Annotated in this window: 24 protein-coding genes; 7 read left to right on the plus strand and 17 right to left on the minus strand. The window is 58.4% G+C overall.

Annotated elements, in window-relative coordinates; translation table 11 throughout:
* The first annotated feature begins 4 nt into the window (after positions 1–4).
* From AC5FXY_RS06660 to recO, 3 genes are all read left to right on the plus strand, one after another.
* Positions 5–631 (plus strand): thymidine kinase, encoded by a 627-nt coding sequence (locus AC5FXY_RS06660; RefSeq protein WP_493555866.1) that lies wholly within the window; start codon positions 5–7, stop codon positions 629–631.
* 54 nt (positions 632–685) lie between these two features.
* Positions 686–3,016, plus strand: a complete 2,331-nt coding sequence (porZ, locus tag AC5FXY_RS06665) for a type IX secretion system anionic LPS delivery protein PorZ (protein WP_493555867.1) — start codon at positions 686–688, stop codon at positions 3,014–3,016.
* Positions 3,017–3,107: 91 nt separating this feature from the next.
* Complete coding sequence (recO, locus tag AC5FXY_RS06670) at positions 3,108–3,824, plus strand: DNA repair protein RecO (RefSeq protein WP_493555868.1); 717 nt, start codon at positions 3,108–3,110, stop codon at positions 3,822–3,824.
* Between the two features lie 109 nt (positions 3,825–3,933).
* On the opposite strand, the gene AC5FXY_RS06675 is transcribed toward recO, so the two are convergent.
* Positions 3,934–4,263: a 2Fe-2S iron-sulfur cluster-binding protein gene (locus AC5FXY_RS06675; RefSeq protein ID WP_493555869.1), complete on the minus strand. Its 330-nt coding sequence runs from the start codon at positions 4,261–4,263 to the stop codon at positions 3,934–3,936.
* Between the two features lie 40 nt (positions 4,264–4,303).
* Here AC5FXY_RS06675 and AC5FXY_RS06680 point away from each other — a divergent pair, with 40 nt between their 5' ends.
* On the plus strand, positions 4,304–5,551 hold the full coding sequence (locus tag AC5FXY_RS06680) for a DUF8457 domain-containing protein (protein ID WP_493555870.1): 1,248 nt from the start codon (positions 4,304–4,306) through the stop codon (positions 5,549–5,551).
* Positions 5,552–5,618: 67 nt separating this feature from the next.
* On the opposite strand, the gene AC5FXY_RS06685 is transcribed toward AC5FXY_RS06680, so the two are convergent.
* From AC5FXY_RS06685 to purH, 8 genes are all read right to left on the minus strand, one after another.
* On the minus strand, positions 5,619–7,049 hold the full coding sequence (locus AC5FXY_RS06685; RefSeq protein WP_493555871.1) for a glycosyltransferase family protein: 1,431 nt from the start codon (positions 7,047–7,049) through the stop codon (positions 5,619–5,621).
* Positions 7,050–7,173: 124 nt separating this feature from the next.
* Positions 7,174–7,827 carry a hypothetical protein gene (locus AC5FXY_RS06690; RefSeq protein WP_493555872.1) on the minus strand — a complete coding sequence of 218 codons (654 nt, stop codon included), beginning with the start codon at positions 7,825–7,827 and terminating at the stop codon, positions 7,174–7,176.
* 66 nt (positions 7,828–7,893) lie between these two features.
* The gene (gene rodA, locus AC5FXY_RS06695; RefSeq protein WP_493555873.1) at positions 7,894–9,183 is read right to left on the minus strand and encodes a rod shape-determining protein RodA; all 1,290 of its coding nucleotides are present in this window, start codon (positions 9,181–9,183) and stop codon (positions 7,894–7,896) included.
* Positions 9,184–9,230: 47 nt separating this feature from the next.
* Positions 9,231–11,075, minus strand: coding sequence for a penicillin-binding protein 2 (gene mrdA, locus AC5FXY_RS06700; RefSeq protein WP_493555874.1), 1,845 nt, complete (start codon positions 11,073–11,075; stop codon positions 9,231–9,233).
* A 151-nt stretch (positions 11,076–11,226) separates the two neighbouring features.
* Complete coding sequence (locus AC5FXY_RS06705; protein ID WP_493555875.1) at positions 11,227–11,751, minus strand: hypothetical protein; 525 nt, start codon at positions 11,749–11,751, stop codon at positions 11,227–11,229.
* The gene (mreC, locus tag AC5FXY_RS06710; protein ID WP_493555876.1) at positions 11,751–12,677 is read right to left on the minus strand and encodes a rod shape-determining protein MreC; all 927 of its coding nucleotides are present in this window, start codon (positions 12,675–12,677) and stop codon (positions 11,751–11,753) included. Before mreC ends, AC5FXY_RS06705 begins: the two co-directional genes overlap by 1 nt.
* Positions 12,678–12,780: 103 nt before the next feature.
* Positions 12,781–13,806 (minus strand): rod shape-determining protein, encoded by a 1,026-nt coding sequence (locus AC5FXY_RS06715; protein ID WP_493555877.1) that lies wholly within the window; start codon positions 13,804–13,806, stop codon positions 12,781–12,783.
* Positions 13,807–13,991: 185 nt separating this feature from the next.
* Positions 13,992–15,572 (minus strand): bifunctional phosphoribosylaminoimidazolecarboxamide formyltransferase/IMP cyclohydrolase, encoded by a 1,581-nt coding sequence (purH, locus tag AC5FXY_RS06720; RefSeq protein ID WP_493555878.1) that lies wholly within the window; start codon positions 15,570–15,572, stop codon positions 13,992–13,994.
* A 220-nt stretch (positions 15,573–15,792) separates the two neighbouring features.
* Here purH and AC5FXY_RS06725 point away from each other — a divergent pair, with 220 nt between their 5' ends.
* Positions 15,793–17,088, plus strand: coding sequence for a hypothetical protein (locus tag AC5FXY_RS06725; RefSeq protein WP_493555879.1), 1,296 nt, complete (start codon positions 15,793–15,795; stop codon positions 17,086–17,088).
* Positions 17,089–17,115: 27 nt separating this feature from the next.
* Here the strand turns inward: AC5FXY_RS06725 and AC5FXY_RS06730 are convergent, their stop codons facing one another.
* The 8 genes from AC5FXY_RS06730 to AC5FXY_RS06765 form a co-directional block, all read right to left on the minus strand.
* Positions 17,116–18,282, minus strand: coding sequence for a BamA/TamA family outer membrane protein (locus AC5FXY_RS06730; RefSeq protein ID WP_493555880.1), 1,167 nt, complete (start codon positions 18,280–18,282; stop codon positions 17,116–17,118).
* 97 nt (positions 18,283–18,379) lie between these two features.
* Entirely contained in the window at positions 18,380–19,543 is a 1,164-nt protein-coding gene (locus tag AC5FXY_RS06735) for a BamA/TamA family outer membrane protein (protein ID WP_493555881.1), read from the minus strand.
* 202 nt (positions 19,544–19,745) lie between these two features.
* On the minus strand, positions 19,746–20,642 hold the full coding sequence (locus tag AC5FXY_RS06740) for a geranylgeranylglycerol-phosphate geranylgeranyltransferase (RefSeq protein ID WP_493555882.1): 897 nt from the start codon (positions 20,640–20,642) through the stop codon (positions 19,746–19,748).
* 150 nt (positions 20,643–20,792) lie between these two features.
* Positions 20,793–20,987 (minus strand): cold-shock protein, encoded by a 195-nt coding sequence (locus AC5FXY_RS06745; RefSeq protein WP_493555883.1) that lies wholly within the window; start codon positions 20,985–20,987, stop codon positions 20,793–20,795.
* 116 nt (positions 20,988–21,103) lie between these two features.
* A complete protein-coding gene (locus tag AC5FXY_RS06750; RefSeq protein ID WP_493555884.1) occupies positions 21,104–21,577 on the minus strand; it encodes a KdsC family phosphatase in 474 nt (157 codons plus the stop codon).
* A gap of 91 nt (positions 21,578–21,668) precedes the next feature.
* On the minus strand, positions 21,669–21,908 hold the full coding sequence (gene iscX, locus AC5FXY_RS06755; protein ID WP_493555885.1) for a Fe-S cluster assembly protein IscX: 240 nt from the start codon (positions 21,906–21,908) through the stop codon (positions 21,669–21,671).
* Between the two features lie 102 nt (positions 21,909–22,010).
* On the minus strand, positions 22,011–22,361 hold the full coding sequence (locus tag AC5FXY_RS06760; protein WP_493555886.1) for a 2Fe-2S iron-sulfur cluster-binding protein: 351 nt from the start codon (positions 22,359–22,361) through the stop codon (positions 22,011–22,013).
* 60 nt (positions 22,362–22,421) lie between these two features.
* Positions 22,422–23,207, minus strand: a complete 786-nt coding sequence (locus tag AC5FXY_RS06765) for a Rossmann-like and DUF2520 domain-containing protein (protein WP_493555887.1) — start codon at positions 23,205–23,207, stop codon at positions 22,422–22,424.
* A 145-nt stretch (positions 23,208–23,352) separates the two neighbouring features.
* Between AC5FXY_RS06765 and AC5FXY_RS06770 the strand changes: the two genes are divergently transcribed.
* Both AC5FXY_RS06770 and AC5FXY_RS06775 read left to right on the plus strand, forming a co-directional pair.
* Entirely contained in the window at positions 23,353–25,272 is a 1,920-nt protein-coding gene (locus tag AC5FXY_RS06770; protein WP_493555888.1) for a T9SS type A sorting domain-containing protein, read from the plus strand.
* Between the two features lie 130 nt (positions 25,273–25,402).
* Positions 25,403–26,429: T9SS type A sorting domain-containing protein (locus AC5FXY_RS06775; RefSeq protein WP_493555889.1), on the plus strand; the 1,027-nt coding region annotated here is incomplete at its 3' end.

Below are 26,429 nucleotides of genomic sequence, written 5' to 3' on the forward strand. Positions count from 1 at the left end.
GAGTATGTTTATTGAACCCCGCGTCGGCAATGGCCGCGAGTTGCCCCGCCGGGGCTGGATTGAGGTAGTCGTTGGCTCGATGTTCTCGGGCAAGACCGAGGAGCTGATTCGCCGCCTGAACCGCGCCAAAATTGCCCGGCAGCACGTCGAAATCTTCAAGCCAGCCATCGATACGCGCTACCACGTGGAGGACGTGGTATCGCACAACTCGAACAGCATCCGCTCCACGCCCGTCTCCTTCCCCAACGAAATGCTGCTGCCCGCTTCGTCCTGCGACGTGGTAGGCATCGACGAAGCGCAGTTCTTCGACGAATCACTGGTGGACGTGTGCAACCAGCTGGCTGATCACGGCGTGCGCGTCATCGTGGCCGGGCTGGACATGGACTACCTCGGCAAGCCCTTCGGCCCCATGCCCGCCCTGCTGGCCGTGGCCGAATACGTGACCAAAGTGCACGCCGTGTGCGTGTGCTGCGGCGATATTGCTACGTACTCGTTCCGCAAAATTGCCTCCGCCGAGCAGGTGCTGCTGGGCGAGACAGACTCCTACGAAGCCCGCTGCCGGCACTGTTTTCTGGAGGGTCAGCAGGAAAGGGCTGCGCCCGCGGCTGCCGTCGCCAGCGCCAAGCACTAAATGCGCACCTCGGGCGTTATGCGCGGGCCACTAGCTACCCGATTTACTTGTCGTATGACGAATTTGCTACGCATCTCCCTGCTGATTGCCGTTCTCTGCTGGGCTTCCATAACCGATACGCTGGCCCAGCGCACGGCCGGTTACGGCGACTGGCAGCTGCACTTGCCCACAAACCGCGTACGCGTCATTGCCGATGCCGGCGAGCGGGTGTATGTGGCTGCCGAAGACGCTTTCTTCGCTTTCGACAAGCAAACCAGTACGCTCACCCGCCTCTCCCGCCGCGACGGGCTTACCGACGTGAACGTGCGCACCTTGGCATTCGACTCGCTTACGCAGCAAGTAGTGGTGGTGTACGCCAGCGGCACCATCGACCTATTGCAGCCTAGCGGCCGGGTGGTAGCCAGCATTACCGACATACGGCGGCGCGCCATTGCTGGCGAAAAAACTATTTACAGCGTCAGCTGCGCCCGCCGCATTGCTTACCTAAGCACCAGCTTCGGCATCGTGGCCGTGGACTTGCAGCGCCGCGAGATTCGCGACACCTACGCCAATTTCGGTCCGGGCGGGGTGATACCGCGGGTGTCTGCTACCACCGTTCTCAACGACAGCATTTACGCCGCCACCAATCAAGGCTTGCTGCGCGGCCGCCTGAATACCAATCTACTGGACTTCAGCAACTGGCGCGGTACTCCCGGCTTCGGCCCTGGCACCGGTTACCAGACCCTGGTCACGCACCAAGGCAAGGTATATGCGGGAGTGAACGGCATCGACCTGTACCGGGCTGTGGGCGGCAACTGGGTAGGCATGAGCTATGGCCCCGCCAACTTCCGGGCGCTGCGTTCGTCGGCGGCGGGCCTGCTGGTTACCGAGCGCACGCGCGTCACGATTCTCGACGCGCGTAACAACCGCATCCGCAACCGGCTGCAACTGCCGCTGTTCACGGAACTGCAGGATGCCGTCCGTCCCTACAAGGGTGACGTGTTTGTGGGCGACTACACCAACGGCCTCATTCGTGTGGACACGGATGGGCAAAACCCCGAGAAATTTGTGGCCAATGCGCCGGCTTCGAACCAAGCTTTCAGCATCACCACCGATGCAGCGACCAACACGGTCGATGTATTTGCGGGCGGCTATGGTAACCGATTCGCCCAACTCAACCGTCCTGGAGCCTTTTACCAGTTCGACGCCGATGCCCGCTGGCAAAATATCACTCGCGAAACCTCGCTGCCAACTTCGTTCCACTACCTGTCCGATCTAAGCCGCGGCGTACGCACGCCTGATGGAACGCTTTATATTGCCAGCTATGCCAACGGACTGATTGAGTGGAAAGGCCCGGATCAGATACGCGCCTTCGACGCCAACAACAGCGCACTCCGCTCCTCCTTGGCCCGCACCGACCCTAATTTCTCCCGCTTCGTGCGCGTAACAGACGTGACTACCGATAAGGAAGGCAATGTATGGTTGGTCAACCGGCACCAGATTGCTCAAGCCTCAGGCATATATAAGTTTACGCCATCGGACGGCACCCTCCAGGCAACGGGTTATTTTCCCGGCTCGGAGAATCTGGACCGCTTGGTTATCGACGACAATAACCACGTCTGGGCAACGCAGGCGCGCCTGGGTGGCAGTGGGCTGAACGCATATGATCCGGCAACTGCTAACTCCCGTTACTTCTCCAGCTCCAATGGCGGACTTCCCAGCAGTTCCCTTTACGACATCGTCAAGGACCGACGCGGAGATATTTGGGTGGCTACGGAGACTGGCGCTGCCGTCTACAACGACCCCGGCCAAGTGTTCGAACCCAATGCGTCAGGCTTCCGCACGCCCATCGTGCGCCGCGGCGACGGCACTGGCTTTCCGCTGCTTTACACCGAGGCAGTAAAATGCATTGCCGTGGACGGCGGCAACCGCAAATGGTTCGGAACCGATAACGGCCTGTGGCTTTTCAACGAAGACGGCGATGAGAGCTTGCTGCACTTCACTACCGAAAACAGCCCGCTCCCCTCCAACAAAATAGTGGATGTAGCCGTGCACGACCGCACCGGCGAAGTATTTGTGGCCACCGAAGGCGGCTTGGTCTCCTACCGCGGCTCGGCTACCGTGACGGAGGGCAAACCCGATTGCGCCAAGGTATTCCCCAACCCCGTGCGCAGCGACTACAGCGGTCCGGTAGGCATCTCGGGACTGAGCAACAACGCCGAGGTGAAAATCACGGATATCACCGGCACGCTGGTGTACCAAACCCGTGCCACCGGCGGCAGCGTAGTCTGGAACCTCGCCGATTATAATGGCCGCCGGGTACAGTCAGGTGTGTACCTGGTGATGACCTCCGATGCACAGGGCCAGAACGGCTGCATTGCGAAAGTGGCTGTCTTGGCCAAATAAGTCACAATCAGTAGCAATTGGTGCTGGTGCGGCCGCACGTACTCGCCCGTATTATTGTTCAGTACTGATTGCTAACTGCTCATCGCCACCCATGCTGATCAAGACCCGGGGCATCGTCCTGAATTACCTTAAGTACCGCGAAACCAGCATCATTGCGCGCATTTACACCGAGGAGCGTGGGGTGCAGTCCTACATCGTAAACGGGGTGCGCAAGGCCAAGCCGCCGGGCCGAATTGCTTTGTTTCAGCCCTTTACGCTGCTGGATATGGTGGCGTACGTCTCGCCCCGCGGCGGCCTTACGCGTCTGTCGGAATACCGCTGCTTGTACCCGCTGCGCACGGCCCCGTACGACATGCGCAAGAGCAGCGTGCTGCTGTTCCTATCGGAAGTAGCCGGCCGCACCCTGCGCGAGGAAGAACCGCACCCCGAACTGTTTGATTACATCTACAACTCCATTGTGAGCTTCGATGATCAGCAGCAGGGCTTCGAGAATTTCGCGCTCATCTTTTTGTTGCATCTGTCGCATTACCTGGGTTTCGGGCCGGAATCGGGCCAGCAGATCACGGAGCAGGTAGCGTTTGCCACCGATGTCAACCAGCACAGTACGGCGCGTAGCACAGTGTTGCGCTTTCAGGAGTTTGAGCACTTCTTCGACCAGCTGTTGCATCAGCCCGAAGCAGCCACCGTGCCCAACGGCCGGGTGCGGCGCGAGCTGCTGGGCGTCCTGTTGCGCTACTACCAGCTCCACGTAGAAGGCCTCGGCGACGTTCGCTCGCTCGACGTGCTATCGGAAGTGCTGGCGGAATAAGGTGACAGGTGACAGGTGACAGGTGACAGGTGACAGGTGACAGGTTGGTACTGATTCGGCCAGCTTGCAGTTGCCCTAAAAGACTTGTCCTTATTCTGTACTACACTTGTTACCTGTCACTTAAATAAGTCACGTGAGGCAGCTTCGTGGCTTCCGGCACGCGCCCGGTAACTTCTCCGCTAGGTAATTGGGCCTGGCAGGTCAGACGGGCGGTGGGCGCGAGGCGGCCGGTAGAGAGGTAGCGCAGTTCGTGCACGGAGGGCGGCGCCAGGTGCTCGGCCCCACTTAGCAGTTCGATGCGGCAGCTGGTGCAACGACCGCGGCCGCCGCAGGCATGCATCCAGTCATGACCAGCTTCCTGCAAGGCCCGAAGCAACGTCTGGCCCGGAGTTACGTTGATAGGCCCGCCGGGCAGGTTTCGCACGGTTAGTGAAGGCATTTTGGCTAACTTGCCTACTTGAAGCAGGCTTTTTTTGAGGATGCAAGATACGTATAGCAACGACCAGCTACTGGCCTATGGCCGCCGGCTGGCCGCCCGCCTCTGCGACCAATACTTCGCCACCCTACCCGTAGGTGCCACGCTTGATGGGCCCACCGTGCTGCGGTTGGCCCCCGTGCGGCAGCTCAATTTGTACGTGGTGCAGCAGTTGCTGGCGCAGTGGACCCAGGAGATGGCGCGGTTGCGCAGCCCCTATTTCGATTACGAGGATCCGGCCGTACGGCAGGCTCTCACGCAGCTTATGAACCTGCTTTCCCGCCGCATTCGGCTGACGCGGGAGACTTATGAGCCGCTGCTCGCCCAGGCTGCAGCCGATACATTGCGCACTGCTCTGGACCCCGTGGCCATCTTCGAGACGAAGCTGCTTGCCAAGGAACAGACGACAGCTTCCCCGGTTCAGCTCCGCGACGCCTTGCGCTACATTGAGGTCAACAAGCCGTTGTTTGCGTCTTACATCGATAGCCTACCGGCCGAGCTGGTACAGGAGCGTGAGTTGCTGATCGAACGGTTCCGTCTTTATCGCGGCGCCCATTACAAGGAAGCCCAGCCGGCAAGCAACGTGCTAGACGAATTGAGCGCCGTGCTGCCCGTAAAGGAATCCGAACTACGTGCCAGCAAACCCGCCCCCGTAGCTTCACCGTCAGCAGCTCCTGCGCCTATTCCAGCGCCAGTTATAACCGCCGAAGAACCCAAGCCAGCCGCTCCTGTACCAACACCAGCTGAGGCCCAGCCCGCCACCGCGCCAACACCGGCAGTAGCGGTATCGGAGCCGGTGGCGCTGCCCGCTCCCGCCGTGGTGGTTCCTACACCCGTGGCCGAGACAGTTGCGGCACCAGCAGCGCCTGCCACCACCGAGCGGCCCAAACCGTTGGTGGCCTCGGTACCGCCCGTCAACACACTCAACGATAAGCTGGCTAGCAACCGCCCCGTGGCGCTTAACGAGAAGCTAGGTACCAAGCCAGCCACCAACACCATTGCGGAGGCACAGCCCAAGATTGAGTCGTTGCGCGGGGCTATTTCCATCAACCAGCGGTTCAGCTTTATCAATGAGCTGTTCAACGGCGAAAACATGGAATATCACGCGGCCATCGAGCACCTGGATTCACTGCCTACTGCCGATGCGGCCCGCAGCTACGTGAGCGAGAACCTGGCCCAACGCTACCAGTGGACGCGCAAGGAGGAACACGTAAACAAGTTGCTCCGGCTTATCGAGCGTAAGTTTGCTTAAGTTGAGCTTCGTATTTAGATAAAAGCCCGGCAGGATGACCTGCCGGGCTTTTGCGTTTAAATCAGGCTCAGCGCTGATACAGGCGGAAATACACCCGACCAGCGCGTTCCTCGTGTATCACCCGCCAATGTTGCGCTAAGGAATCAAGCGTGGCGTCGTCAAGATTCATCACGTTGGACTGCAGCACGTATTGGTTGCGACTTAAATTTAAAGGGGCAAACCGCCGCGGTTCCTCGGTAAGGTCGGTATCGTGCAGGGGATACGCGTTGGGAAAGCTGCTGCCGACGCTGTCCAGCGGAATGTGCCGGGCGTCGAGCTGTTGCAACATGCGGTGACGCAGGTCGAAATAAGGCCAATGAGCCAGAGAAGCGTCCCAGCCGTTGGCAATGCGGTCGGGGTACACCCACCAGTGGCCGCTGAGCAGCGCTAGGCCCAACCCTAGGGTAAGCACCCCGGGGGCTCCCGCCGGTCTGTGGCGCCAGCGGCTAAGCAGGTATACCACCAGCAGCGTCAGCGGAAAGTAGCTGACTAAGTAGTAGCGGTGACCGATGGGATTGGCGTACCACAGCATGGTACCGCTGATAACCAGCACCGGCGGCAGCCAGATAGCCAGCAGGCGCCACGAGGCAGCATCGGGCCGGAAGCCGCGCCGCCACTGCCAGACCAGTAGCACTGCAGCCGTCAGCCATAACATGATGCGGCCATGATCGAGCAGGCGCCAGGAGATAAGCACAGCATTGCGCAGGATGCCTGTGAAGCCCACCGGCGTGGTATTGGGAGCCCAGGAAGAGTTGGCGTGGTAGCCTACCCAACCGGTGAGGGCATAGTGCACTGCGAGCCAGGCCGCTGCTAGCAACGCAGCCGGGAGCAGCGGCAGCAGACGCCTAACCGCCATCTGCCAAGCAGCCTGCGGGCGCGTGCGGAGCCGCCACCAAGCCGGGGCATGCAGCAGCATTTCCGTCAGCACCAATGCCATCAGCAGCAGCGTGCCGCGGGAGCTAAGCAGCACCAGCGGCACACTACCCGCCACAATCTGTAGCCGACGCCGGTATAGCAGGCCGTTCAAAATCAGCAGGTAGCAAAACAACAGGGCGACGTCAGGCGACACCAAGGTGCTTTGGGCCAGCCAAGTTGGATCAAGCCACAGCAGCAGCAGCGCTGGCACTACCCAGGCAGTCGGCAGTAAACGCCGTGCCAGGCGGTAAAGCTGCCACAACACCCCGAGCACCAGCGGCAGCATAGCCCAATGACTGACAGCCAGCGTTTGGCCAGCCAAGTGCCAAGCTGCCGCCAGCGCAACACCAAACAACGGCGGATGACCCGCATCGTAGGCCTCGGGCACGAGCAGACGCTGAAAGCCCGTCTGGTAATACCATTGGGCGTAGCGCGAGGCCTGAAGCACGGCGTCCCAGAAAAAGCCGTGCTCGGCAGCCAACGCCGTAGCCAGCACGCTGATGAGTGCCAGCAACACCAAGAGAATACGATGAGCAGCTGGCATTAGGACCGACAGACCTGGCCACCAAGGCCGTAAGAAATGAATAGTTTGCGAGGCTGCAGCGTGCACATGCCCGGCAAGTTAGGAAGGAAGCCTCCATGTTTTCGGCGGATTTCATGCCGACTAGCTACTGGAATGCGAGCAGCTTGCCCTGTCGGCCAAATACCAGCCAGCTCAACCGGACAAATACTACCAGCAGCCACGCGCCTACCAGTGAGCGAACGTCGAAGGGACCCGATCCAGCCGGCGGCAGCAGAAACGTGCTCAGGGTCAGCATCAGCAGGAACGTGCCGCTGAGCATTCCAGCTATACCTAGCAGGCGCCCAAACGACGGATGCTGAAACGTCCCGAGCCCCAGCAGCAGTACCGACACAGTCATGAACAGATTGCAGGCGACATCCAGTGCCAGCTGTAGCCGGCCGATGCCGAGGTAGACAAGTCCCACCGTTTCTCGGGCTTCGGCAGTGGTTGCAGTACCCGAAGCCATTGTGTACCACGCGCTACTGGTGAGCTGAATGATCAGGAAAGCTGTAACGAGCGCACCCGCCACGATGCCAAACACATAGGCGATGCGCAGGGCTGGAATCGGCTGCTTTGCTCCGAGGTAATCGTACAGGCCCAGAAAAGCCACCATTAGCAAGGGTCCAAATGCCAACCCCAGCAGCGTAGTCAGTGAATGGGGCAGTGGCAGCATGTGTGCCCCAAAGTAGCAGCCGCAGGCCAAGCAGCCAGTTACCGCACCGGTGCGGCTCATCGCGGAGGATAAGAAGTAAGTTTTCATAGCAGTAGCGGGCAAGAGCTTCAGCCCGTCAGATACTGCCCGTATTGTAAGGGTTGCCTGCCGCCGTTAGCGCACCAAGTCCTGCTTTCGGTAGGCATCGATGGCCAGCAGAATGAACAGCAGGATAGTAAACGACCAGAGCGAAGAGCCGCCGTAGCTAAAAAACGGTAGCGGAATGCCTACCACCGGCGCCAGCCCGATGGTCATGCCGATGTTGACGCAGAAGTGGAAAAAGAAAATGCTGGCCACGCAGTAGCCGTAGGTGCGGCCAAACACCGATTTCTGGCGTTCCGCCACGTAGATGACCCGGACCAGCAGAGCCATAAAGAGTACCACTACCGTCATGGTGCCCATCCAGCCCCACTCCTCTCCCACTGTACAGAAGATAAAGTCAGTACTTTGCTCGGGCACGAAGTCAAAGCGCGTTTGGGTGCCTTCCAAGAAGCCTTTGCCCAGAAAGCCGCCCGAGCCGATGGCAATCTTGGACTGCGTCACGTTCCAGCCGAAGCCCAACGGGTCGGCTGAAGGGTTCAGCAGCACCTCAATGCGCTTGCGCTGGTGCGACTGCAGCACGTTGTTGTAGAAGAAGTCGACGCCGAATACCATGCCGATGACTACTGCGTACGTCGACAGCGCCAAGGGCAGGTGGTGGCGCATTATCCGCGAGTTGAACGCAAACACCAGCACCAGCACCAGGGTAAAGAGTCCCATTAGCCAGAGTTTGGGAACCAGCAGCGACAGGATCAGCACGAGCCCGGCAGCGGCCAGCACCAACAGAATCAGCGGCGACATACCTTCACGAAAATAAGCCAACAGGAAGGCTCCGAACACCAGCGCCTGCCCGGTTTCATTGGAAGCAATGATGAGCAGCGGCGGCAGCAGCGTAAGGCCGGCCAGCACCATTTGCTGCCGAAAGTTCTGCTGCCGCAGGTTGATGCCCGCCATAAAGCGCGACACGGCCAGTGCGGTGGTGAACTTGGCAAACTCGGCCGGCTGCAGCCGTACCGGGCCCAGTTCCAGCCACGAGCGGGAACCGGCAATGGGTCTGGCAATAACCAACGTTACGAGCAGCAGTGCAATCATGCCGCCGTAAAAGACGTAGGCGAAAGTATCGTAGGCTTTGTGGTCGATGACAATCAGCACCACAATCAGGATGACGGAAGCCCCGATCCAGACCAGTTGCTTAAACCAGTTGAAGGCCATCAGCCCGCTCCAATCAGCCGTGAACACGCGCGAAAAGGGCACGTCGGCCGAGTAGGAAGCGGCGTACACGTTGAGCAGGCCCAGGCCCACCATGGTCAAGTAGATGACCAGCGTGACCCAATCGATGCTGCGGCTGTAGCGAACTTGATTCACTTGATGGTCAGGCGAATGGATGTAAAACGTTGGAGCTGCTCCCCAACTCAATGTTTGCTGCGGGTAATGAAGCGGTCGGCGCTGCCCGGAAGCCACTCTTCCCAGCGGTGACGCCACGGCGCGATTTTGCCCTTGAGGTATTTTTCCATCATCAGCGCTGCCAGGGGTGCAGCGGATGTGCCGCCGAAGCCAGCATTTTCGATGAAGACAGCAATTGCGATTTTGGGGTCTTCAGCCGGAGCAAAGGCCGCAAAGGTGGCGTGGTCGGGGCCGTGGGCGTTTTGTACGGTACCGGTTTTGCCGGCTACCCAAATACCCACGTCGGAAAGGTCGGCGTTGTTGCCGGTACCGCCTCGCTCGTGTACCACGGCCACCATTCCCGGAATGATGGATTCGAAGTGCCGCGGCGCCACCGATGTGTAATGCTTTTCTTGAAACTCCGGCCGCGGCCCGCCGTTGCCGATGCCACGCACGAAATGCGGCGGATAGTACCACCCCCGGTTAGCGAAGATGGCCATAATGTTGGCCATTTGCAGGCCCGTAATGCCGATTTCGCCCTGCCCAATGCTTAACGAATAGATGGTTTTGTAACTCCAGCGTTTCTTCCCGTAGCGCTTGTCGTAAAAATTGGGCGACGGAATAAGGCCCATTCGTTCGCCCGGCAGGTCTACCCCCAGGTGTTGAGCCAAGCCAAAGGAAACCACGTGCTTGCGCCAGTCAGTTAAGCCCAGGGCCACGTCTTCGAACTTGTTTCTGGAGCGGCCGCGCCGCACCGTCGCAAACATTACCTGGTAGAAATACGGGTTGCAGCTCTGCTTGATGGCAATGCGCGAGTTGCTGGGGTACTCGTGCCGGTGAGTGCACCGCACCAGGCGCTGGTTGCAAGGAAAGCCGGTGTTCGGCGTCACTACCCCATCTTGCAGGGCAATGGCTTCGTTGACGAGCTTAAAAACCGAACCGGGCGGGTAAGTAGCCGCCAGCGGGCGGTTGAAGAGCGGCCGGGACTCATCGCGCAGCAGTTCCATGTATCGGTTGCCCAGTCCCTTGCCGGTCAGCCGGGCCGGCTCAAACGTCGGCCCCGAAACGAAAGCCAGGATTTCACCGGTTTTGGGGTCCAGCGCCACGATGGAACCACGCTTGCCTTGCATCAAAAACTCGCCGTACTTCTGGAGTTCGGAGTCGATGCTGAGGTGTAGGTCCTGGCCCGCCACCGAAAGCGTGTCAAACTCGCCGTCGCGGAAGGCGCCCTTCTCCACGCCGCGCACGTTCACCATGCGGTATTGCACGCCGCGGCGGCCCATCAGCTCTTTCTCATAAAAGGCTTCCAGCCCGCTGATACCAAGAAAGTCACCGGCTATGTACTTGGCATACTTAGGTTTCTCCAGCATCACCGGCGAAATCGGCCCGACGTAGCCCAACGCGTGGGCCATGTTCTCGGTGCGATACGAGCGAGCCATGCGCGCTTTGATGCTAAAGCCGGGAAAGTCTACCAGGTTGTCCTGAATGACTGCCAGCTCGGGCGTGGAAAGGTTCTGCACCAGCGGCGAAGCCTTCGAGCGGGAATATATCTTAGCTGCTTTCAGCCCAGTGCGCACTTCCTCCAAAGGCATTTGCAGCAACTCGCTGAAGCGCAACGTGTCCAGGTTTTTGACTTCGCGCGGTATCACCATCAGGTCGTAAACCGGCGTGTTCTGCACCAGCACCTGCCCGTTGCGGTCATATATCAGCCCGCGGTACGGCGTCTGCACGATGCGTTGCAGCGTGTTTCTATCGGCGGCCAGCTTGTAGCTGCCGTCGAGCACCTGAATTTGGAAGAGCCGCACCGCAAACACCAACGCCACTGTCAGGAAAATGCCCTGCACGACAAATTTGCGGCCTTCTAAGTACTGCAAGATGCGTTACAAACTGAAGGTGAGGTGACTGCCTGGAATGCAATCAGCCAGCAAAGGTACTGCATGAAGTTGTCAGTTAGAAGCCGTGGCTACTCATCGCGGCCGAATTCTGACCACTGACAATTATGAACATACAACCGCGGGCTCCCGTTCAGCGCCGCCGCCGCGCCGGGAACAGGATCAGCTGCAAGATGAGCATGGTGATGCCCGTAAACAGGGTGCTGGCCAAGACTTTAAGCAGGGTCAGCCCCACGGCCGAAAAACTGCCCAGCTCTAGGAAAAAGAAGACAAAGTGGTGAATGCTGACCAACAAAACCAAGTAGACCATAAACCATTGCCAACCCATTTGGTGCAGGTTCACGGAGTCTTGCGCATCGTAGCCGTCACGCGGGGTAAGCAGCTTTAGCACCCAGGGGCGCAGATAGGCGAGTAGTACAGCCGCTGCCGCATGCACACCGCCCGTGTCGTAAAACAGGTCCATAGTGAATCCCATCACAAAGCTGATCAGCAGCAAGGGCACTATGGGCGTGGCGATGGGCAGAAACAGCAGGAAACCCAGGTAAAAAAAACACCAGCCTACATCAAACAGCGACAAGCGGCTAATCAAGAGCACGTGCACCAGCGCATAGACGCCGAAGCGCAGCAAGTGCAGCAGCAAGTGAGCTACGGTACCCATCAGAGCGTCCCTCCTTCCTCGCCCTGGATCGGCGTGCGCAAGCCCGAGCGAATTTCCAGCGTGTCGCGCTCAGCCGTCCGCGGTTGCGGTCCTACCACGTACACGTAAGTAAGCTTGGAGAAATCCACGGCCAGCTTTACCCGCACCGTCCAGAAGTTTTTATCCGGCTCCTTCACAAAGGAGTCTACCGTCCCGATCATGACGCCCGTCGGGAACACCGCGTTGTAGCCCGAGGTAACCACTGTGTCGCCGCGTAGTAGCTTATTTTGGCGTGGAATGTAATCCAGCAACGCGTGCGTAGGGTCTTCCCCCAGCCATTTGATAGTGCCGAAGGTACCGTCGCGCTGCAGCCGGGCCGACAGATTGGTTTTGGAATGCAGCACTGAGGTGACCGTGGCATAATGCTCGCTTACCTGACGCACCCGCCCCACTACCCCTTCTGCTGTAAGTACGCCCATACCGGGCTGCACACCTTGGTTGGTGCCCACGTTCAGTGTCAGGTAGTTATCCACGCGACGCAAGGTCTGGTTGATGATGCGCGCCGGGATGAGTGGGTACTCCCGGCTGCGCGTGAGCACCGGTTGCAAGCCCAGCATCAGGGTATCGGGGCGCAGCCGGGTGCCGGTGGTGTCGCCGGGCATGGCCAGGCTGTCGGGCAGCCGATCTGCCAGCTCGGAGCGATAGAGCTGCTGGCGTAGCTGAGCATTTTCGGTCACCAGGGCCTTATTCACGTCCACCAGCCGGAAGTAGTCGTAGATCTGCGTGCGCACTTCCAGCACCCGGCCCACGTAGGCATTGGAAGAGTTGAAAAAGGCAGCCCGCTGGTACGCGCTGTTGCGAATCAGCAAAATCATGCTCACGATTTCCAGCAACACGAATACCAGGATGCCCCGGTAGCGGAAGAGGAAAGAGAGCAAATTGCGCATGAGCGGAGAGACATGAGAAAACGAGACATGAGAAGTGAGACAGGCGACTCAGCTCTGTAAGAGCAGTCATCCATCTCACTTCTCATGTCTCATCGTCTCGCTTCTAAGTAAGCAGGACGCTGCGGAAGCCGGTGATATTTTTGATGGCGGCGCCGGTGCCACGCACTACGGCGCGGAGCGGGTCTTCGGCGACGTGAATGGCCAGCTTGGTCTTCACGGCCAGACGCTTATCCAGCCCCCGCAGCAGAGCCCCACCACCAGTGAGGTGAATCCCGTTGTCGTAGATGTCGGCTGATAGTTCAGGCGGTGCAATTTCCAGCGCCTTCAGTACCGCCTCCTCGATTTTGGCGACGGACTTATCCAGGGCAATGGCAATTTCTGCCGACGTTACCTTGATAACTTTCGGAATACCGGTCATCAGGTCGCGGCCGCGCACTTCGTGGTCGGGCGGGGTCACGTCGAGTTCGGTGAGGGCAGCGCCTACTTCGATCTTGATTTTCTCGGCCGAACGCTCCCCGATCAGCAGGTTGTGCTGGCGGCGCATGTAGTCAAGAATATCCTGGTTGAATACGTCACCAGCCGTCTTGATGGACTGGTCGCACACGATACCCGACAGGGCGATTACCGCAATTTCGGTGGTACCACCCCCGATGTCGATAATCATCGACCCGACGGGCTGCTCCACATCGATACCGATGCCAATGGCGGCGGCCATGGGCTCCTGAATCATCCACACTTCCTTGGCCCCGGCGTGCTCAGCGGAGTCGCGCACGGCGCGCTTCTCCACTTCCGTGATGCCCGAAGGAATGCAGATAACCATGCGGTGCGAGGGCTGAAACAAGCGGTTGCGCGTGTCAATCATGCGAATCAGCCCCTTGATCATTTCCTCGGCGGCGTGGAAGTCGGCAATGACGCCGTCCTTCAGCGGACGAATGGTTTTGATGTTGTCGTGGGTCTTTTCGTGCATTTGCTGCGCTTGCCGGCCCACGGCAATTACTTTATTGGTCGTACGGTCCTTCGCGATGATGCTCGGCTCATCTACCACAATCTTATCGTTGTGAATGATAAGCGTATTGGCCGTGCCCAGGTCAATGGCGATGTCGCTGGTGAGGAAGTTAAAAAATCCCATTGAGTAGCGGCAATTGAAAGGAAAAGCGCGGGTTGGGCGCCTACAAAAAGGTGGGCAAAGGTAAGCAACCTTCTGCGAAGCCCAACCTATTCAGGTAAAGGCAGCCAGCCGATTGGGCCCCTAAACGCAAAACACCCGGCTGGTATTCCCCAGCCGGGTGTTTTTTCTAGTAAGTACTTACTAGCCTAGTGCTTAAAATGCCGCACGCCGGTGAGCACCATGGCCATGCCCAAGCGGTTGCAGGCGTCGATGCTGTCTTGGTCTTTGATGGAGCCGCCGGGCTGTACCACGGCGCGAATGCCGGCTGCCCCCGCAATGTCGACGCAATCCGGGAAGGGGAAGAACGCATCCGAAGCCATTACGGCGCCCTGCAGATCGAAGCCAAACGAGCGGGCTTTCTCGATGGCCTGCTTCAGCGCATCCACGCGCGAGGTCTGGCCCACACCCGAGGCCAGCAGTTGCCCGGCCTTGGCTAGCACGATGGTGTTGCTCTTGGTGTGCTTGCACACTTTCAGGGCAAACTCCAGCGCTTCTACTTCCTCCGCCGTCGGGGCCGTTTCCGTGACGGCGCGGAACTCGTTGCGGCCCTCTACCACGCGGTCGAAATCCTGCTCAATCACACCGTTGAGCAGGGTCTTGATTTGCTTTTGCGGGAAGGACACTGGCTTCTGCAGCAGCAGGATACGGTTCTTCTTGCTTTGTAAGGTGGGCAAGGCATCAGCGGCAAAGCCCGGGGCGATGAGCACCTCGAAGAACAGCTTGTTCAGCTCCTCAGCCGTGGCGGCATCGACTGCCTGATTGACGATAATCACGCCGCCGAAAGCCGACACTGGGTCGCAAGCCAAAGCGTTTAGGTAAGCCTGCTGGAGCGTGGCAGCTTGGGCGACGCCACAGGCGTTGGTGTGCTTGAGAATGGCGCAGGCCGGCTGGCCTTCCTGAAACTCCTGCATCAGCAGTACGGCCGCGTCCACGTCCACGAGGTTGTTGTAGCTGAGCTGCTTGCCGTGGAGCTGGTCAAACAGGGCCGACAGGTCGCCGTAGAACGTCCCCTGCTGGTGCGGATTTTCGCCGTAGCGCAGCGGCGTGGCCGGGCCTTCGCTGATTTTCAGGCTGCTACCGGCCAGCTCAGTGCCTTGGGCCATGTAGTTGAAAATCTGGGTGTCGTAGTGCGAGGTCTGGTTGAAGGCCGCAGCCGCGTAGTGGCGGCGCTGCTCCAGCGAGGTGCCGCCGTTCTGCGCGGTCAGTAATTCGGTTACGGCTTGGTACTGGTCGCGGGAACTGACCACCAGCACGTCGCGGAAGTTTTTGGCAGCGGCACGCAGCAGCGAGATGCCGCCGATGTCGATTTTCTCAATCACGTCGGTTTCTGCTGCGCCGCTGGACACCGTTTCCTCAAACGGGTATAGATCCACAATAACCAGGTCGATGGGCGGAATTTGGTGCTGCTCGGCTTCTTGCAGGTCGCTGGCTTCGTGGCGGCGGTGCAGGATGCCGCCGAACACCTTTGGGTGCAGCGTCTTGACGCGGCCACCGAACACGGCCGGAAAGCCCGTCAGCGACTCTACTGCCGTTACCTCGGCGCCCAAGCCCTCGATGAACTGCTGGGTGCCGCCGGTAGAGTACAGCTTCACGCCGTGCTGGTGCAGCAGGCGCACCAACGGTTCCAGCCGGTCTTTGTAGTACACGGAAACCAGAGCGGCACGGATGGGCAGCAGCTCAGCGGCAGCTACGGATTCCGAAACGGCGGACGACGGCAACGAGGTCATGGCAAGCAGAAATTGAAGTGAAACGCGAGGCGAAGGTAGCCCCTGCTGACGGGTCGCTCAACCCAGCAGCATTACTGAATTGTTACGCCACTGATGCTACGCCTTATAACGCACTTTACCCGCCACATTATTTAATTTTACCGGCTGTACCAATCGATAATTAGGCTTTTTAATCGATGAGTGGGCTTCATAGCCCGCCCCTCTTCCAGTTTTCAGCTCAATGCGAATCCACATATTTTTAGCTGCTGCAGGCTTACTAGCCGCTACCGCCCAGCCGATCCTGGCCCAATCCGGTGATGTACCCCAGTCGGCCTATATCGTTACCAATGCCAACGACACGCTTCGAGGCACGATAGAAATGGGGCGCTTTCCCACCGAAAACGGTCTGCGCTTCCGCACGGCCGATGCCCAAAGCACTGAGTATTTCCCGAAAGACCTACGCGGCTTTGGCTGGGTTGGCGGCCGTCGTTTCGAACGCCGGAAGCTGGTAATCCATCCGCAGACCAATCCAGGACCCAAGGACTCGACGGCGGTGTTTCTGCAGCAGTTGACTACCGGGGCCGCCCGCCTCTACCGGCTGGATTATAACGTGCGGCCCAACGACGCCAACGCGATGAATTACATCCGGTACGAAACCGCTTTTTACTACCTGGAAACGCCGGCGAGTGGCTTGTTGGCCCTGCAGCAAATCAATTTCCGCCCGATGCTGCAGGCAGTATTCAACGACTGCCCAACGGCGCAGGAACAGGTACGCCACACTCGGTTTGAGGAAGCTAGTCTGATCAAGCTGGCTTTGACATACAGCGGCTGTAAAACCACTGAACCGGCGGCGGTGCTCTCAGCCCAAAACCAGGCCGAGGCTCGGGCCCGGGTATCGATTAGCCTACGGGCCGGGGCTTCCCGGAGCCAGGTATTTTACAAAAACCACCCTTATCTGTCCCAACAATATCTACAGCGCGGCATCGGCTCAACGGCTGGCGTATTTGTCCGGGTGAGTGGCCGCCGCGCCTTATCGTTAGGTGCGGGCTTCCAGCACGTCGAGTATCAGTCCCAACACGCCTCTCCCAATACCTACGTGGTACCGGCGGGTTACGCGAATGCAGGCACCCAGCTGCCCCTGCAAGCAGACATTAAAATCCGCACCGTGCAGCTGCTCGTGTGGCTACAACTAACTATGCCTTCAAAACTGGGCTGGTTTATCACGGCGGGTAGTGCGCCTGGCGTCGTGTATAGCCACATCAGCCGCTACGACGCTGTGGAGTCGGTAATTGATCCGGCCTCCCCTTTCGTACCCACAATCAAGCTGACCAAGGGTACGCGTAGCTCTTTGTTTGACAAATCAGTAGGTACCCTTGGTTTTTTTGCCACCACGGGCATCAAGCCGAAGTTGGGCAACGGCCGCTGGCAGCCCTTGCTGGAACTTGGCGCCGACGCGGGCAGCGCTCAGCACCAGAGCTACACTCGCTTCTCGCCCACTTACCAAAGCTATTTCCTCCGGGCTGGCGTTGAATTTTAACGGTTCGTTTGCTGTTGGCCGCCTCTGTTAAAATGCCTCGTTAAAGGCGAAATACAATCCGCTGGACTGTCCGGAGCCAACGGCGTAGTCGATGCGGATACCCAGGCGGTCCTGCCGGTTCACAGCTATGCGCAGGCCGGCCCCAGCCGCCACGTTGAAATCGGTGGGCCGGAAGTCGCCCAGCTGGTCACGCACTTGCCCGGCAGCTCCAAATACCACCCCGCCGATGCGCCAGAACAGTTGTTGGCGAAGCTCCACCTGGGCTGCCACCATTTGTCGGTCGCGGAAGCGGCCTTCGTAAATGCCGCGCAACATCCGCTCGCCGCCCAAGTTGGCCAGCTCGCGAAACGGTACGCGCCCCGAGTGAAACTGTCCCTGCACTTGCCCGGCAATGATGGTTTTAGGATTGTCCTTGAAAAGGGGCCGGAAGTGACGGGCATCGATGAGCAGGCGCGTAAACTGGTAGTCGCTGCCGAGGTAACGGCCCATCAGCAGGGCACTGGTTTCCAAATAACTACCTCGCCAGGTGCTTAGCACGTTGTCGCGGCTATCGTAGAGGAAAGTAGGACCCAGCCCGGAGGCAATCGTTGTTTGAAGTTCCCGGGCGTCGCGCTCCAATAATAGGTTGGGTTTGCGCCCATCGTCGGTCAACGGGTCGTCGATGCGCACGCTGTACAGGTTGGTAAAGCGGTAGCTCAAGCCGGCAAATACGTGTGGGCGAACTTTTTTAAGCACCCGCTGCGTCACGATGACTACCTTGTACGAGATGTCGCTTTTCTCGGCTTTGCGCGTATCGTTCCCGACGCCGTAGTAGTAGATAGGGAAGTTGAAGTAAAACGCTTCGCCGTTGAGAATCCACCGCTCGCCGGGCGTAAACAAGTTGTACGTGAGCGAGGCGCTGGACTGCTTCTTCTGCGTGCGATACCCCAGCAAACGGGCATTGGAACTGCGCGTGGCGGTATCGGAGCCAAAACGCCAGACCGGCAATACGGCGGCACCATAGGCTATGCCCGTCTCGGGCTGCGAAAACACAATGGGCAGCGCCGCTACTTTTACCCGGCGGTTTTTACGAGCAGGCTTATCGGGCAGGGTCGATGGCTGATTGGCTGCGTCGGTTGGGGGCAATGTTTGGGCTTGCGCCAAGGGCGCGGCGCTCAGGAAACTGAGCGCAAGAAGTAGAATGCGGCTACGCATCGACATAAAATAGCAACGGCCCACCACGGACCGTTGCTAAATGTACGTCGATAATGCATGCTCAGACTTCGCGCTGAGGCTGCATTGCAGTAATTCTTTAGAAAGCCTCGTTCACGCCGAAGTACAAGCCGCGGCTATTGCCGGAGCCCACGCCGTAATCAAACCGAATGTTGATTCGGTCGCGGCGGTTAAACTGAAAACGTACGCCCACGCCGCCGGCCAGGTTGAACTCATCGGGACGGAAGTCTCCCAGGGCTGGGGCTACTTGGCCCGCTCCCATAAACACGGCCCCGTTGATGCGCCAGAACAGGTGTCGGCGCACTTCCGTCTGGGCTGCTATCAGCTGCCGGTCGCGGAAGCGGCCTTCGTAAATACCGCGTAGCAGGGTGATACCACCTAGGAAAGGCAACTCCCGAAAGGGCACCGAGCCCGTGTTAAACTGCCCCAGTACCTGCGAAGCCCAGATCGTGCGCGTGGAGCCAAACAAAGGCTGGAAGTGGCGCGCATCGAGCGAGTAACGCGTGAAGGTGTAGTCGCTGCCGAGTCCTTTGCCGTTGAAGAGCGCCTGCACGTCCAAGTAATTGCCGGTGAAGGTGCTCAGGATGTTGTCGCGGGTATCGTGTATTACTGCGGGGCCAAAGCCTGAGACAAACGTGGGCTGCCGCTCCCGCTCCGGTAGTGCCAGCAGTAAATTCGGCTGATCAGTGCCCTTGATGAACGGCTCTGCCGTAATGCCGCGCAGATCGGTGAGCCGGTATGTGGCCCCGGCAAACCAGCCTGGCCGAATGCGCCGGAGGCCCCGCTGCTGTACAATCAGCACTTTGTAGGCAATCTGCGCCTCGTCGCTCTTCTTGGTGTTGTTGCCGATACCGTAAAAGAAAATCGGGTAATCGAAGAACAGGATGTCGCCGCTGATGAGGTAGTTTTCCCGCCGGGTAAAAATGGTATGCGAGAGCTGCAGGTTCAGCTGCTTCTTCTGCGAGTACCAGCCGCCCAGCCGGCCGTTGGACTTGCGCACGGTAGTATCGCGGCCGTGGCGCCAGGTGGGCAGGAAGGTAGCCCCGGCGGCTATACCTGTTTCGGGCTCATAAAAAATAACCGGTGCAGGTACAAAGCGCGGTTTATCATCCGGGTTTTTCGCTTGAGGTGCTTCAGGAAGCAATGCCCGATCGGCAGCCGGGGCTGAAGGAGTATCACCAGTTTGAGCTTGGGCAACCTGGCCAACTAAGACCAGAAGCAACAGCAAGTAATAAGGGCGCATAGCGGATTGGGAGGCGAGGAATTAGGTAGATGCTTATACGGCTCAAGCAGAAAATAGCTTGTCCGAAACCAGGCTTACCTAGCCCTAATTGTATATACCTGATAATGTTTCGCTTTGGCAGCGATAATCCCATCTTTATCGACACCAAAAATGTCCGACTGCAGCTTAAAAAAAGAATCTAATAAGCTCTTTGAATAGCAAATCAACGCCCGATTACCAGCATTGAAAGTACCCCGGCTAGCATTGCCAATTTGCAGAAGGTACTTAGCCGGGCAAAGTCCCGGCGTCGGTCGGCGCGCAACAGCTGTGCGCCCAGCATTAGCATGGGGCCTAGCACCGCGCCCAGCAGCCACAGCGCCAGCCGCCAGTGGCCCTGCTGGAAGCCCGCGCCCACCGCAGCCGCCACCAACCAGCCCAAACTTAGCAAAAACAAGCCTGCTACCCACTTGCTGCGGGCCACACCCACTACAATCGGCAACGTTCGGCAGTCGTGTTCCGCATCACCGCGCATATCCTCGATGTCTTTGATGATTTCGCGCACCACCGTCAGCAGGAAGGCCGCTAGCGCGTAGGCCCACACGGCTGTGTGGCCAGTGCGCAGTAGCAACTCGGGCAGCAACACCAAAGCGGCCGTCAGCAATCCAATACTTAAGTTGCCCACCAGTGGCAGGCGCTTGAACCGAGCCGAATAACCCCACAGCAGCAGTGCTGCTCCCACCGTGACCAGCCCCACGATGTGGCTGATGGCTCCTGCCACCATTACGCCTTCAAACGTAAGCACCAGGTGCGCCAGCATGGCCGTACGGCGGGCTACTGTGTGACCCACTACCAACTGCCCCGGGCGATTGATAGAGTCGATTTTAACGTCGTAATAATCGTTGATGACGTAGCCGCCGGCCGCTACGCACAGAGTAGCCAGCACCAGCAGCATAAACCGTTCTTCGAGCAGGGCGGCCAAGGGCTCGTCGGGGGCCAACAGACAAGCCTGCGTCAGGCTCATGCACAGCACCATAATGAGCAAATTGGGCAAGCGCACCAAGCGCGCCAAGTGGCGCCAACGGTCTACACCCAATGCGGAAGCTCTAACGGATGTCGGCATAACAGTGAACCTGCACAGCACCCAGCGGCTGCGCCCGTATACAAAGCTACCACCGAAGCGAGGCAGTGCGCGTCTGCGGTCTAAAAAGAAGCCCCTTTCGCGGGGCGAAAGGGGCTTCTGACATGCAATTTAAGAAGCAGCGTAGCGGTATTACACTTTCTTAACGTTAACTGCATTAATGCCTTTGCGGCCCTCACGCGTCTCGAATTCCACGCGGTCATGCTGCTGGATAGCTAGCCCGTTCAGGCCGGTAATGTGCACAAAGAAATCTTCTTTGGTGGCATCTTCCGTAATGAAGCCGTAGCCCTTCGACTCATTAAAGAATTTGACGGTTCCTGTTTTCATTGGTACGCTAAAGAGGGAATGGGTGAAAAAATGTTCCGGTAAATGTATTGGAATATCTCACACTTGCAACGTTCACTCTTACTGCCCAATGTGAAGGAATTGTGACGTCGCAGGGTTTACCATTTTCCCTGCGTTTTCATTACGGTTTCGATCAGTTCGCGCGCAGCACCGTGTCCCCCAGATAGTTTGGCTACGTAGTGGCTGATGGCGGCCACATCAGTGGCGGCGTCGGCAGGGCAGGCAGCCACGGCGCAGCGGCGCATTACTTCTAGGTCGGGCATGTCGTCGCCCATGTACACCACCCGGGCCGGGTCCAGTCCGCAGGCCCCGAAGACCTTGAGTTTGTCGTCGACGCCGAGGTAAATTTCCGTCACATCGAGGGACTCCAAGCGGCGGCGGACACCTTCTTCCTCCCGCCCTGAAATGATGACCACCCGATAGCCCTGCCGCAACGCGTGCCGGATGGCATACCCGTCGCGGATGTGAAAGGTACGGGCCTGCTCGCCTGTACTCATTGCCAGCAGCGTGCCATCGGTAAGCACCCCATCCACATCAAACACGAAAGCTTCGATGGCTGAGAAATCAATCATACTTTATAAATGACAGACGGCTAAAAACAGCTGATGCGGCTACGGGGCACACATTCGGCCCGTAACCGCATCAGCTTAGTGCTATGGGCTATTATTTCTGGTTGTCGCGCCACTCGTACACCCACTTCGCCTGAATTTGCTCCAGGTGGCCTTCATTGGCTTGTTCGCGGGTGCCCTCGAAGTTAGGCAGGCTCAGCACCCAATCCAGCAGATCGGTGAAGCGGACGCGGTAGATTTTGGCTTCGGTAAAGTCGTCGCCAAACTTCTCGTACAGGGCCATGGCAATGTCTTCGTAATCCTGCCATTGCATGGGTGGCTCAAAGTGAGTCATGTTGTTCGGAGGTGATGAAGTGACAGGTAACACGTGACAGGAGATTGGTGCTAGCAACAAGAAAACTTGTTCCCTATCACGCCTTACCTGTCACCTGTGAAACTAGTGGCCTAGGAAGTCCTGCGGCGGCACCTCAATAACGAGGTTTTCGGCGCTGTTTTGCACCACGCATTGGCAGGCGAGGCGGGAGTTAAGGCGCGGATTGACGGCGCGGTCGATAAAGTCTTCTTCCTTATCGCTGATTTCGGGCAGTTCGTCGCCGCCCTGCAAGACGTACACGTGACAGGTGCTGCAGCCGCAGACGCCGCCGCAATTATGCTGCAGGTGAATGCCGTTGTTCAGCGCCACATCGAGCACGGACTCGCCCTCGGCAGCCACGTGGGTTTGCTCGGGCTGCCCATCCGAAAACTTGAAGGTGATATTGACGGCTTTCACGGGAGTAAGCTTATACAAATGCGGCCGCAAAGGTACGCAGCCTTTCCCTAACGCCCGAACTCCCCTATATGTTTGGTCTTAACGGGTCGGACCGGCCACATCCTGAATGCTGGTGGTGAGGCGAGCGTAAAGCTCTTGCCAAGCAGGATGCGCCACCAATGCTGCTACGTGGGCATTGATAGTAGAAGTGTCATGGCGGACGGCCGGACCGGTTTGTACCGCAAACGGGGCGTTGAGCAGGGCTTTGTCTACAGTTTCACGGATGAGTGGTGTGAGCAGATCGGCGGGCAACCCGGCCTCGGTCAGCAGCTGATCTGCAATGCCAAGTAGGTGATTGGTGAAGTTGCAGGCAAACACCGCCGCTATGTGTAGCTGACGCCGTTCGGCAGTACTTACGCGCAACACCCGCTCGCTGAGAGAATGGGCTAACATACCCAGCAGCGCATCATCGGCCGCGGATGTAGCTTCCAGGCAGAATGGCACGGTGCGCCAGTCAATGGCCCGGCCGGGACTGAACGTCTGAACCGGATAAAACACGCCGCCCCGCACTGCCGGCTGCTTCTCAAACAACGCCAGCGGCAAGGTCCCGGAGGTGTGCGCAACCAAGGCGCCGGTGGGCCAGCGTGCCGCCGTCAGCACGGTTGCAGCGGCATCGTCGGGCACGGCCAGCAGGTACAGGTCGGCAGGGTGCCGCGTCAGATCCGGAGCGGCGCCGCTGAGCGCTACAGCTCCTGCGGCAGCCGCCAGCGGCTGCGCCGAAGCGAGCGTACGGCTCCATACGGCCTGTACCTGGTGCCCGGCCCCGATCAGGGCTGGCACGAGTTGCCCAGCCACCCGCCCAGCACCGAGAACGACAATTTTCAAGGAATCGAACAAAACAATGAAGGTTGATAGGTGCATTTGGAGCTGAAATTTCGCACTTTGTGGGCCCAAACTTCGACCATAGTGGTTTGAATCGTTGGACCCACCCTTCACTCAAGCATTTATTCCCTAACGTTTACTTTCTCTCATGCTTTTTTCACAACGCATCACCCGCGCCCGTAGCTGGCGCGGTTTGGCCCTGCTGGGCCTATTGAGCTTGGCTGGTACTGCTGCCAATGCCCAAAGCCTGAACTACAGTCCGGCTACGGCTCAGAACGTAGCTGGCACGTACACCGATCTGGGCATTGCTGGCACCGCCATCACGACGGCCAATGACGACGATGCTAACTCGACCCCGCAGAACATCGGCTTCAACTTTAACTTCAACGGCCAGTCTTTTTCGCAATTCATTCTTAATACCAACGGTGTAATTAAGCTAGGCAGCATTGCCCCTAGCACTACCGAGCTGTATTCGAATAACGCGCAAAATGCTACTGCTTCGGGCCCGCTCGTCAGCACAAACGCTGCCGATCAGAACCTGATTCTGCCGTTCAACTTTGACCTAGAGGCTGGCACTGGCGGTGCGGAGTATCGGGTAGCTACCACCGGTACCGCCCCCAACCGGGTGTGTACCATCCAGTGGAAAAACATAAGCGACAAAGCAGCGGCTGCCGGGACTGCCATTATCGCCAAGCAGTACACCAACTTCAGCTTCCAAGTGAAGCTGTACGAAACAACCAATAATGTGGAGTTCGTGTACGGCACGGCCACGCAGGGTACCACCGGCGCGGAAAACTTTAAGCATGTTATTGTAGGTCTGAAAGGCAGTGGCAACGCCAGTGGGCAAGTATTGCTGTCGACCAAGGCCTCGGTTAGCAACTGGTCAACGGCTACGTTCCTTGGCGCTCCTTACACCGGCAACGCCTTTAATATTCGTCGCAGTGCTACGCCGGACGCCGGCCGAACGCTGCGCTTCGCGCCGACTGCGGCCAATGACGCAGGTGTGGTGTACATCTACTCCATAGCCAAGATCCCGACGGCGGAATCTCACTCGGTACGTGCGCGCATCGTCAATACGGGCTCAAGCCCCCTGTCGCTGGTACCGGTAACGCTGGCAGTTACAGGTGCAAATACTTACTCCAATACCCAACTCATCAACTCGTTGGCACCGCGTGATTCCATCACGGTAACGTTCCCTGCTTTTACCTCCAGCACAGCAGGCAACAACACCATCACGGTAACCGTGACGCCCGACGACAATATGACTAACAACACGGCTACCTATACGCAGCAGGTGGGCTCTGCTTACAGCATTGCTACTAGCGCTGCTGCTAGCTCTGCTGTTGGCTTTGGAGCTACTACGCCCGCTGCTGCTTTTGCAGTAAAATACACCGCCAGCGTTCCGCGCACGGTGACAAGCGTAACGGCTTTCATTTATAACGATGCCACGGCTATAGCAGTAGGCAAGACGGTATTTGCGGCGGTGCTCAGCAGCACCGGTACGCTGCTAGCCCGTACGCCTGACTACGTAGTACAGGCTGCCGACGCCAACGCCCGCAAGACATTCACCTTCAGCACCCCGGTTGCGGTTCCCGCTGGTGACTTTCTGGCTGCACTGGTGCAAACCAATGCCACGGGCGGTACCGCGTACTTCCCTATGGGCACGCAAAGCGAGGTTCCGACGCGTCCGAATACCTTCTTTACGATTGCTCCGTTTGCTGCCACCGGCGGTACTCCCGCTGATGCCAGCCCGCGCAACTTCGGTATCTACATGCTCGAAGCAGCCGTGAACACCGTAACCGGCACTTCCAAAGCTCTGGAAAGCGCCATCAGCGTGTTCCCGAACCCCTCGAACGGCGAATTCTCGCTGGACGTACGCGGTGCCAACGCCAAGGAGGCCCTGCAGGTAGAAGTGCTGAATACGCTGGGTCAGCGCGTGTACACCACCACTGCCCGCGACAACTTCGAGAACAAGCTCCGTCTCTCGCACCTTGCCGCTGGCATCTACACCCTGAAAGTGAAGAAAGGCGACGAGTACATGGTGCGCAACATCAGCATCAGCAAGTAACCATCCGTTTACTGGTTGCTTATTCCTAAATCGGGCGGTTCGCTAATGCGGGCCGCCCGATTATATTTATATCGGCTCGCCTTTGGGCTTTGAATGTCGTTGCCCCATTCCTCATATATACTTCCAATCCATGAAAGCATTTTACTCCACCTTGGGCCTTTTCCTGACTGGCCTAGCCTTAGGTGCTAGCGCACAGGCGCAAAACTTAAACTACGGTATTGGCGCAGCCAGCAGCTCAACCGGCTCTTTTACCAGCCTCAATGCGGCCAGCAGTACGCCGATTGTAGTAACTGACGAAGACGACGACAACTCTGCACCGCAGAATATCGGGTTCACGTTCAGCTATAATGGGCAGTCGTTCACGCAGTTTATTCTGAATACCAATGGCATGATCAAACTGGGCAACATCCCGCCCAGCGACGATTTGGCTTACCTGTCCGATGATGAGCCGGAGGACATCAACTTCATTGCTCCGCTGAACATGGACCTCGTTGGCGCTTCCGCTAGCACCAGCTTCCGCTTTGCCACCACCGGTACTGCCCCTTCCCGGGTGTGCACCATCGAATGGAGTGGGATGCGGGAATTCGATGCCCCGTCCCAATTCAACAACTTCTCGTTTCAGGTGAAGCTGTATGAAACCAGCAACCGCATTGAATTTGTGTATGGTCCGTCGACGGCCGGTTCCAACGTCGCGACTACAGGAGGGTACATAGGTTTGAAAGGCTCAGGACTGAATACCGGCCAGGTATTGCTCGCTTCCAAAGCAGAGACGACTCCTTGGGCCAACCCCACCTTTATCAATACGGACTATACAACCACTTTCTTCGAGTTCAACGCTACCACGTTGCCGACCGCGGGCCAAACCTTCAGCTTCGCTCCTACCGTCACCGCTACCAGAGACGCCCAACTCGCCCAAGCTACGCGCCTTTACCCCAATCCATCAACCGGCGAATTTACCCTTGAGCTACGCGACGCGGGCGCGCAAAGCACTATGCAAGTCGAGGTGTTTAATCGACTCGGGCAGCGCGTATATGCTGGTTCGGCACAGGACAACTTCCGCAACCAAGTACGCCTTACGCACCTAGCCGATGGACTTTACACGCTGAAAGTTTCGCGTGGCACTGGCTATTCCGTGCAGAGCCTCATGATTCAGAAGT

Source organism: Hymenobacter sp. FMD4, assembly GCF_058932745.1.

Coding starts and splice junctions, on each gene's coding strand:
- AC5FXY_RS06660 (WP_493555866.1), top strand. CDS start 5: ATGTTTATTGAACCCCGCGTCGGCAATGGCCGCGAGTTGCCCCGCCGG.
- porZ (WP_493555867.1), top strand. CDS start 686: ATGACGAATTTGCTACGCATCTCCCTGCTGATTGCCGTTCTCTGCTGG.
- recO (WP_493555868.1), top strand. CDS start 3,108: ATGCTGATCAAGACCCGGGGCATCGTCCTGAATTACCTTAAGTACCGC.
- AC5FXY_RS06675 (WP_493555869.1), bottom strand. CDS start 4,263: ATGCCTTCACTAACCGTGCGAAACCTGCCCGGCGGGCCTATCAACGTA.
- AC5FXY_RS06680 (WP_493555870.1), top strand. CDS start 4,304: ATGCAAGATACGTATAGCAACGACCAGCTACTGGCCTATGGCCGCCGG.
- AC5FXY_RS06685 (WP_493555871.1), bottom strand. CDS start 7,049: ATGCCAGCTGCTCATCGTATTCTCTTGGTGTTGCTGGCACTCATCAGC.
- AC5FXY_RS06690 (WP_493555872.1), bottom strand. CDS start 7,827: ATGAAAACTTACTTCTTATCCTCCGCGATGAGCCGCACCGGTGCGGTA.
- AC5FXY_RS06705 (WP_493555875.1), bottom strand. CDS start 11,751: ATGGGTACCGTAGCTCACTTGCTGCTGCACTTGCTGCGCTTCGGCGTC.
- mreC (WP_493555876.1), bottom strand. CDS start 12,677: ATGCGCAATTTGCTCTCTTTCCTCTTCCGCTACCGGGGCATCCTGGTA.
- AC5FXY_RS06715 (WP_493555877.1), bottom strand. CDS start 13,806: ATGGGATTTTTTAACTTCCTCACCAGCGACATCGCCATTGACCTGGGC.
- purH (WP_493555878.1), bottom strand. CDS start 15,572: ATGACCTCGTTGCCGTCGTCCGCCGTTTCGGAATCCGTAGCTGCCGCT.
- AC5FXY_RS06725 (WP_493555879.1), top strand. CDS start 15,793: ATGCGAATCCACATATTTTTAGCTGCTGCAGGCTTACTAGCCGCTACC.
- AC5FXY_RS06730 (WP_493555880.1), bottom strand. CDS start 18,282: ATGCGTAGCCGCATTCTACTTCTTGCGCTCAGTTTCCTGAGCGCCGCG.
- AC5FXY_RS06735 (WP_493555881.1), bottom strand. CDS start 19,543: ATGCGCCCTTATTACTTGCTGTTGCTTCTGGTCTTAGTTGGCCAGGTT.
- AC5FXY_RS06740 (WP_493555882.1), bottom strand. CDS start 20,642: ATGCCGACATCCGTTAGAGCTTCCGCATTGGGTGTAGACCGTTGGCGC.
- AC5FXY_RS06745 (WP_493555883.1), bottom strand. CDS start 20,987: ATGAAAACAGGAACCGTCAAATTCTTTAATGAGTCGAAGGGCTACGGC.
- AC5FXY_RS06750 (WP_493555884.1), bottom strand. CDS start 21,577: ATGATTGATTTCTCAGCCATCGAAGCTTTCGTGTTTGATGTGGATGGG.
- iscX (WP_493555885.1), bottom strand. CDS start 21,908: ATGACTCACTTTGAGCCACCCATGCAATGGCAGGATTACGAAGACATT.
- AC5FXY_RS06770 (WP_493555888.1), top strand. CDS start 23,353: ATGCTTTTTTCACAACGCATCACCCGCGCCCGTAGCTGGCGCGGTTTG.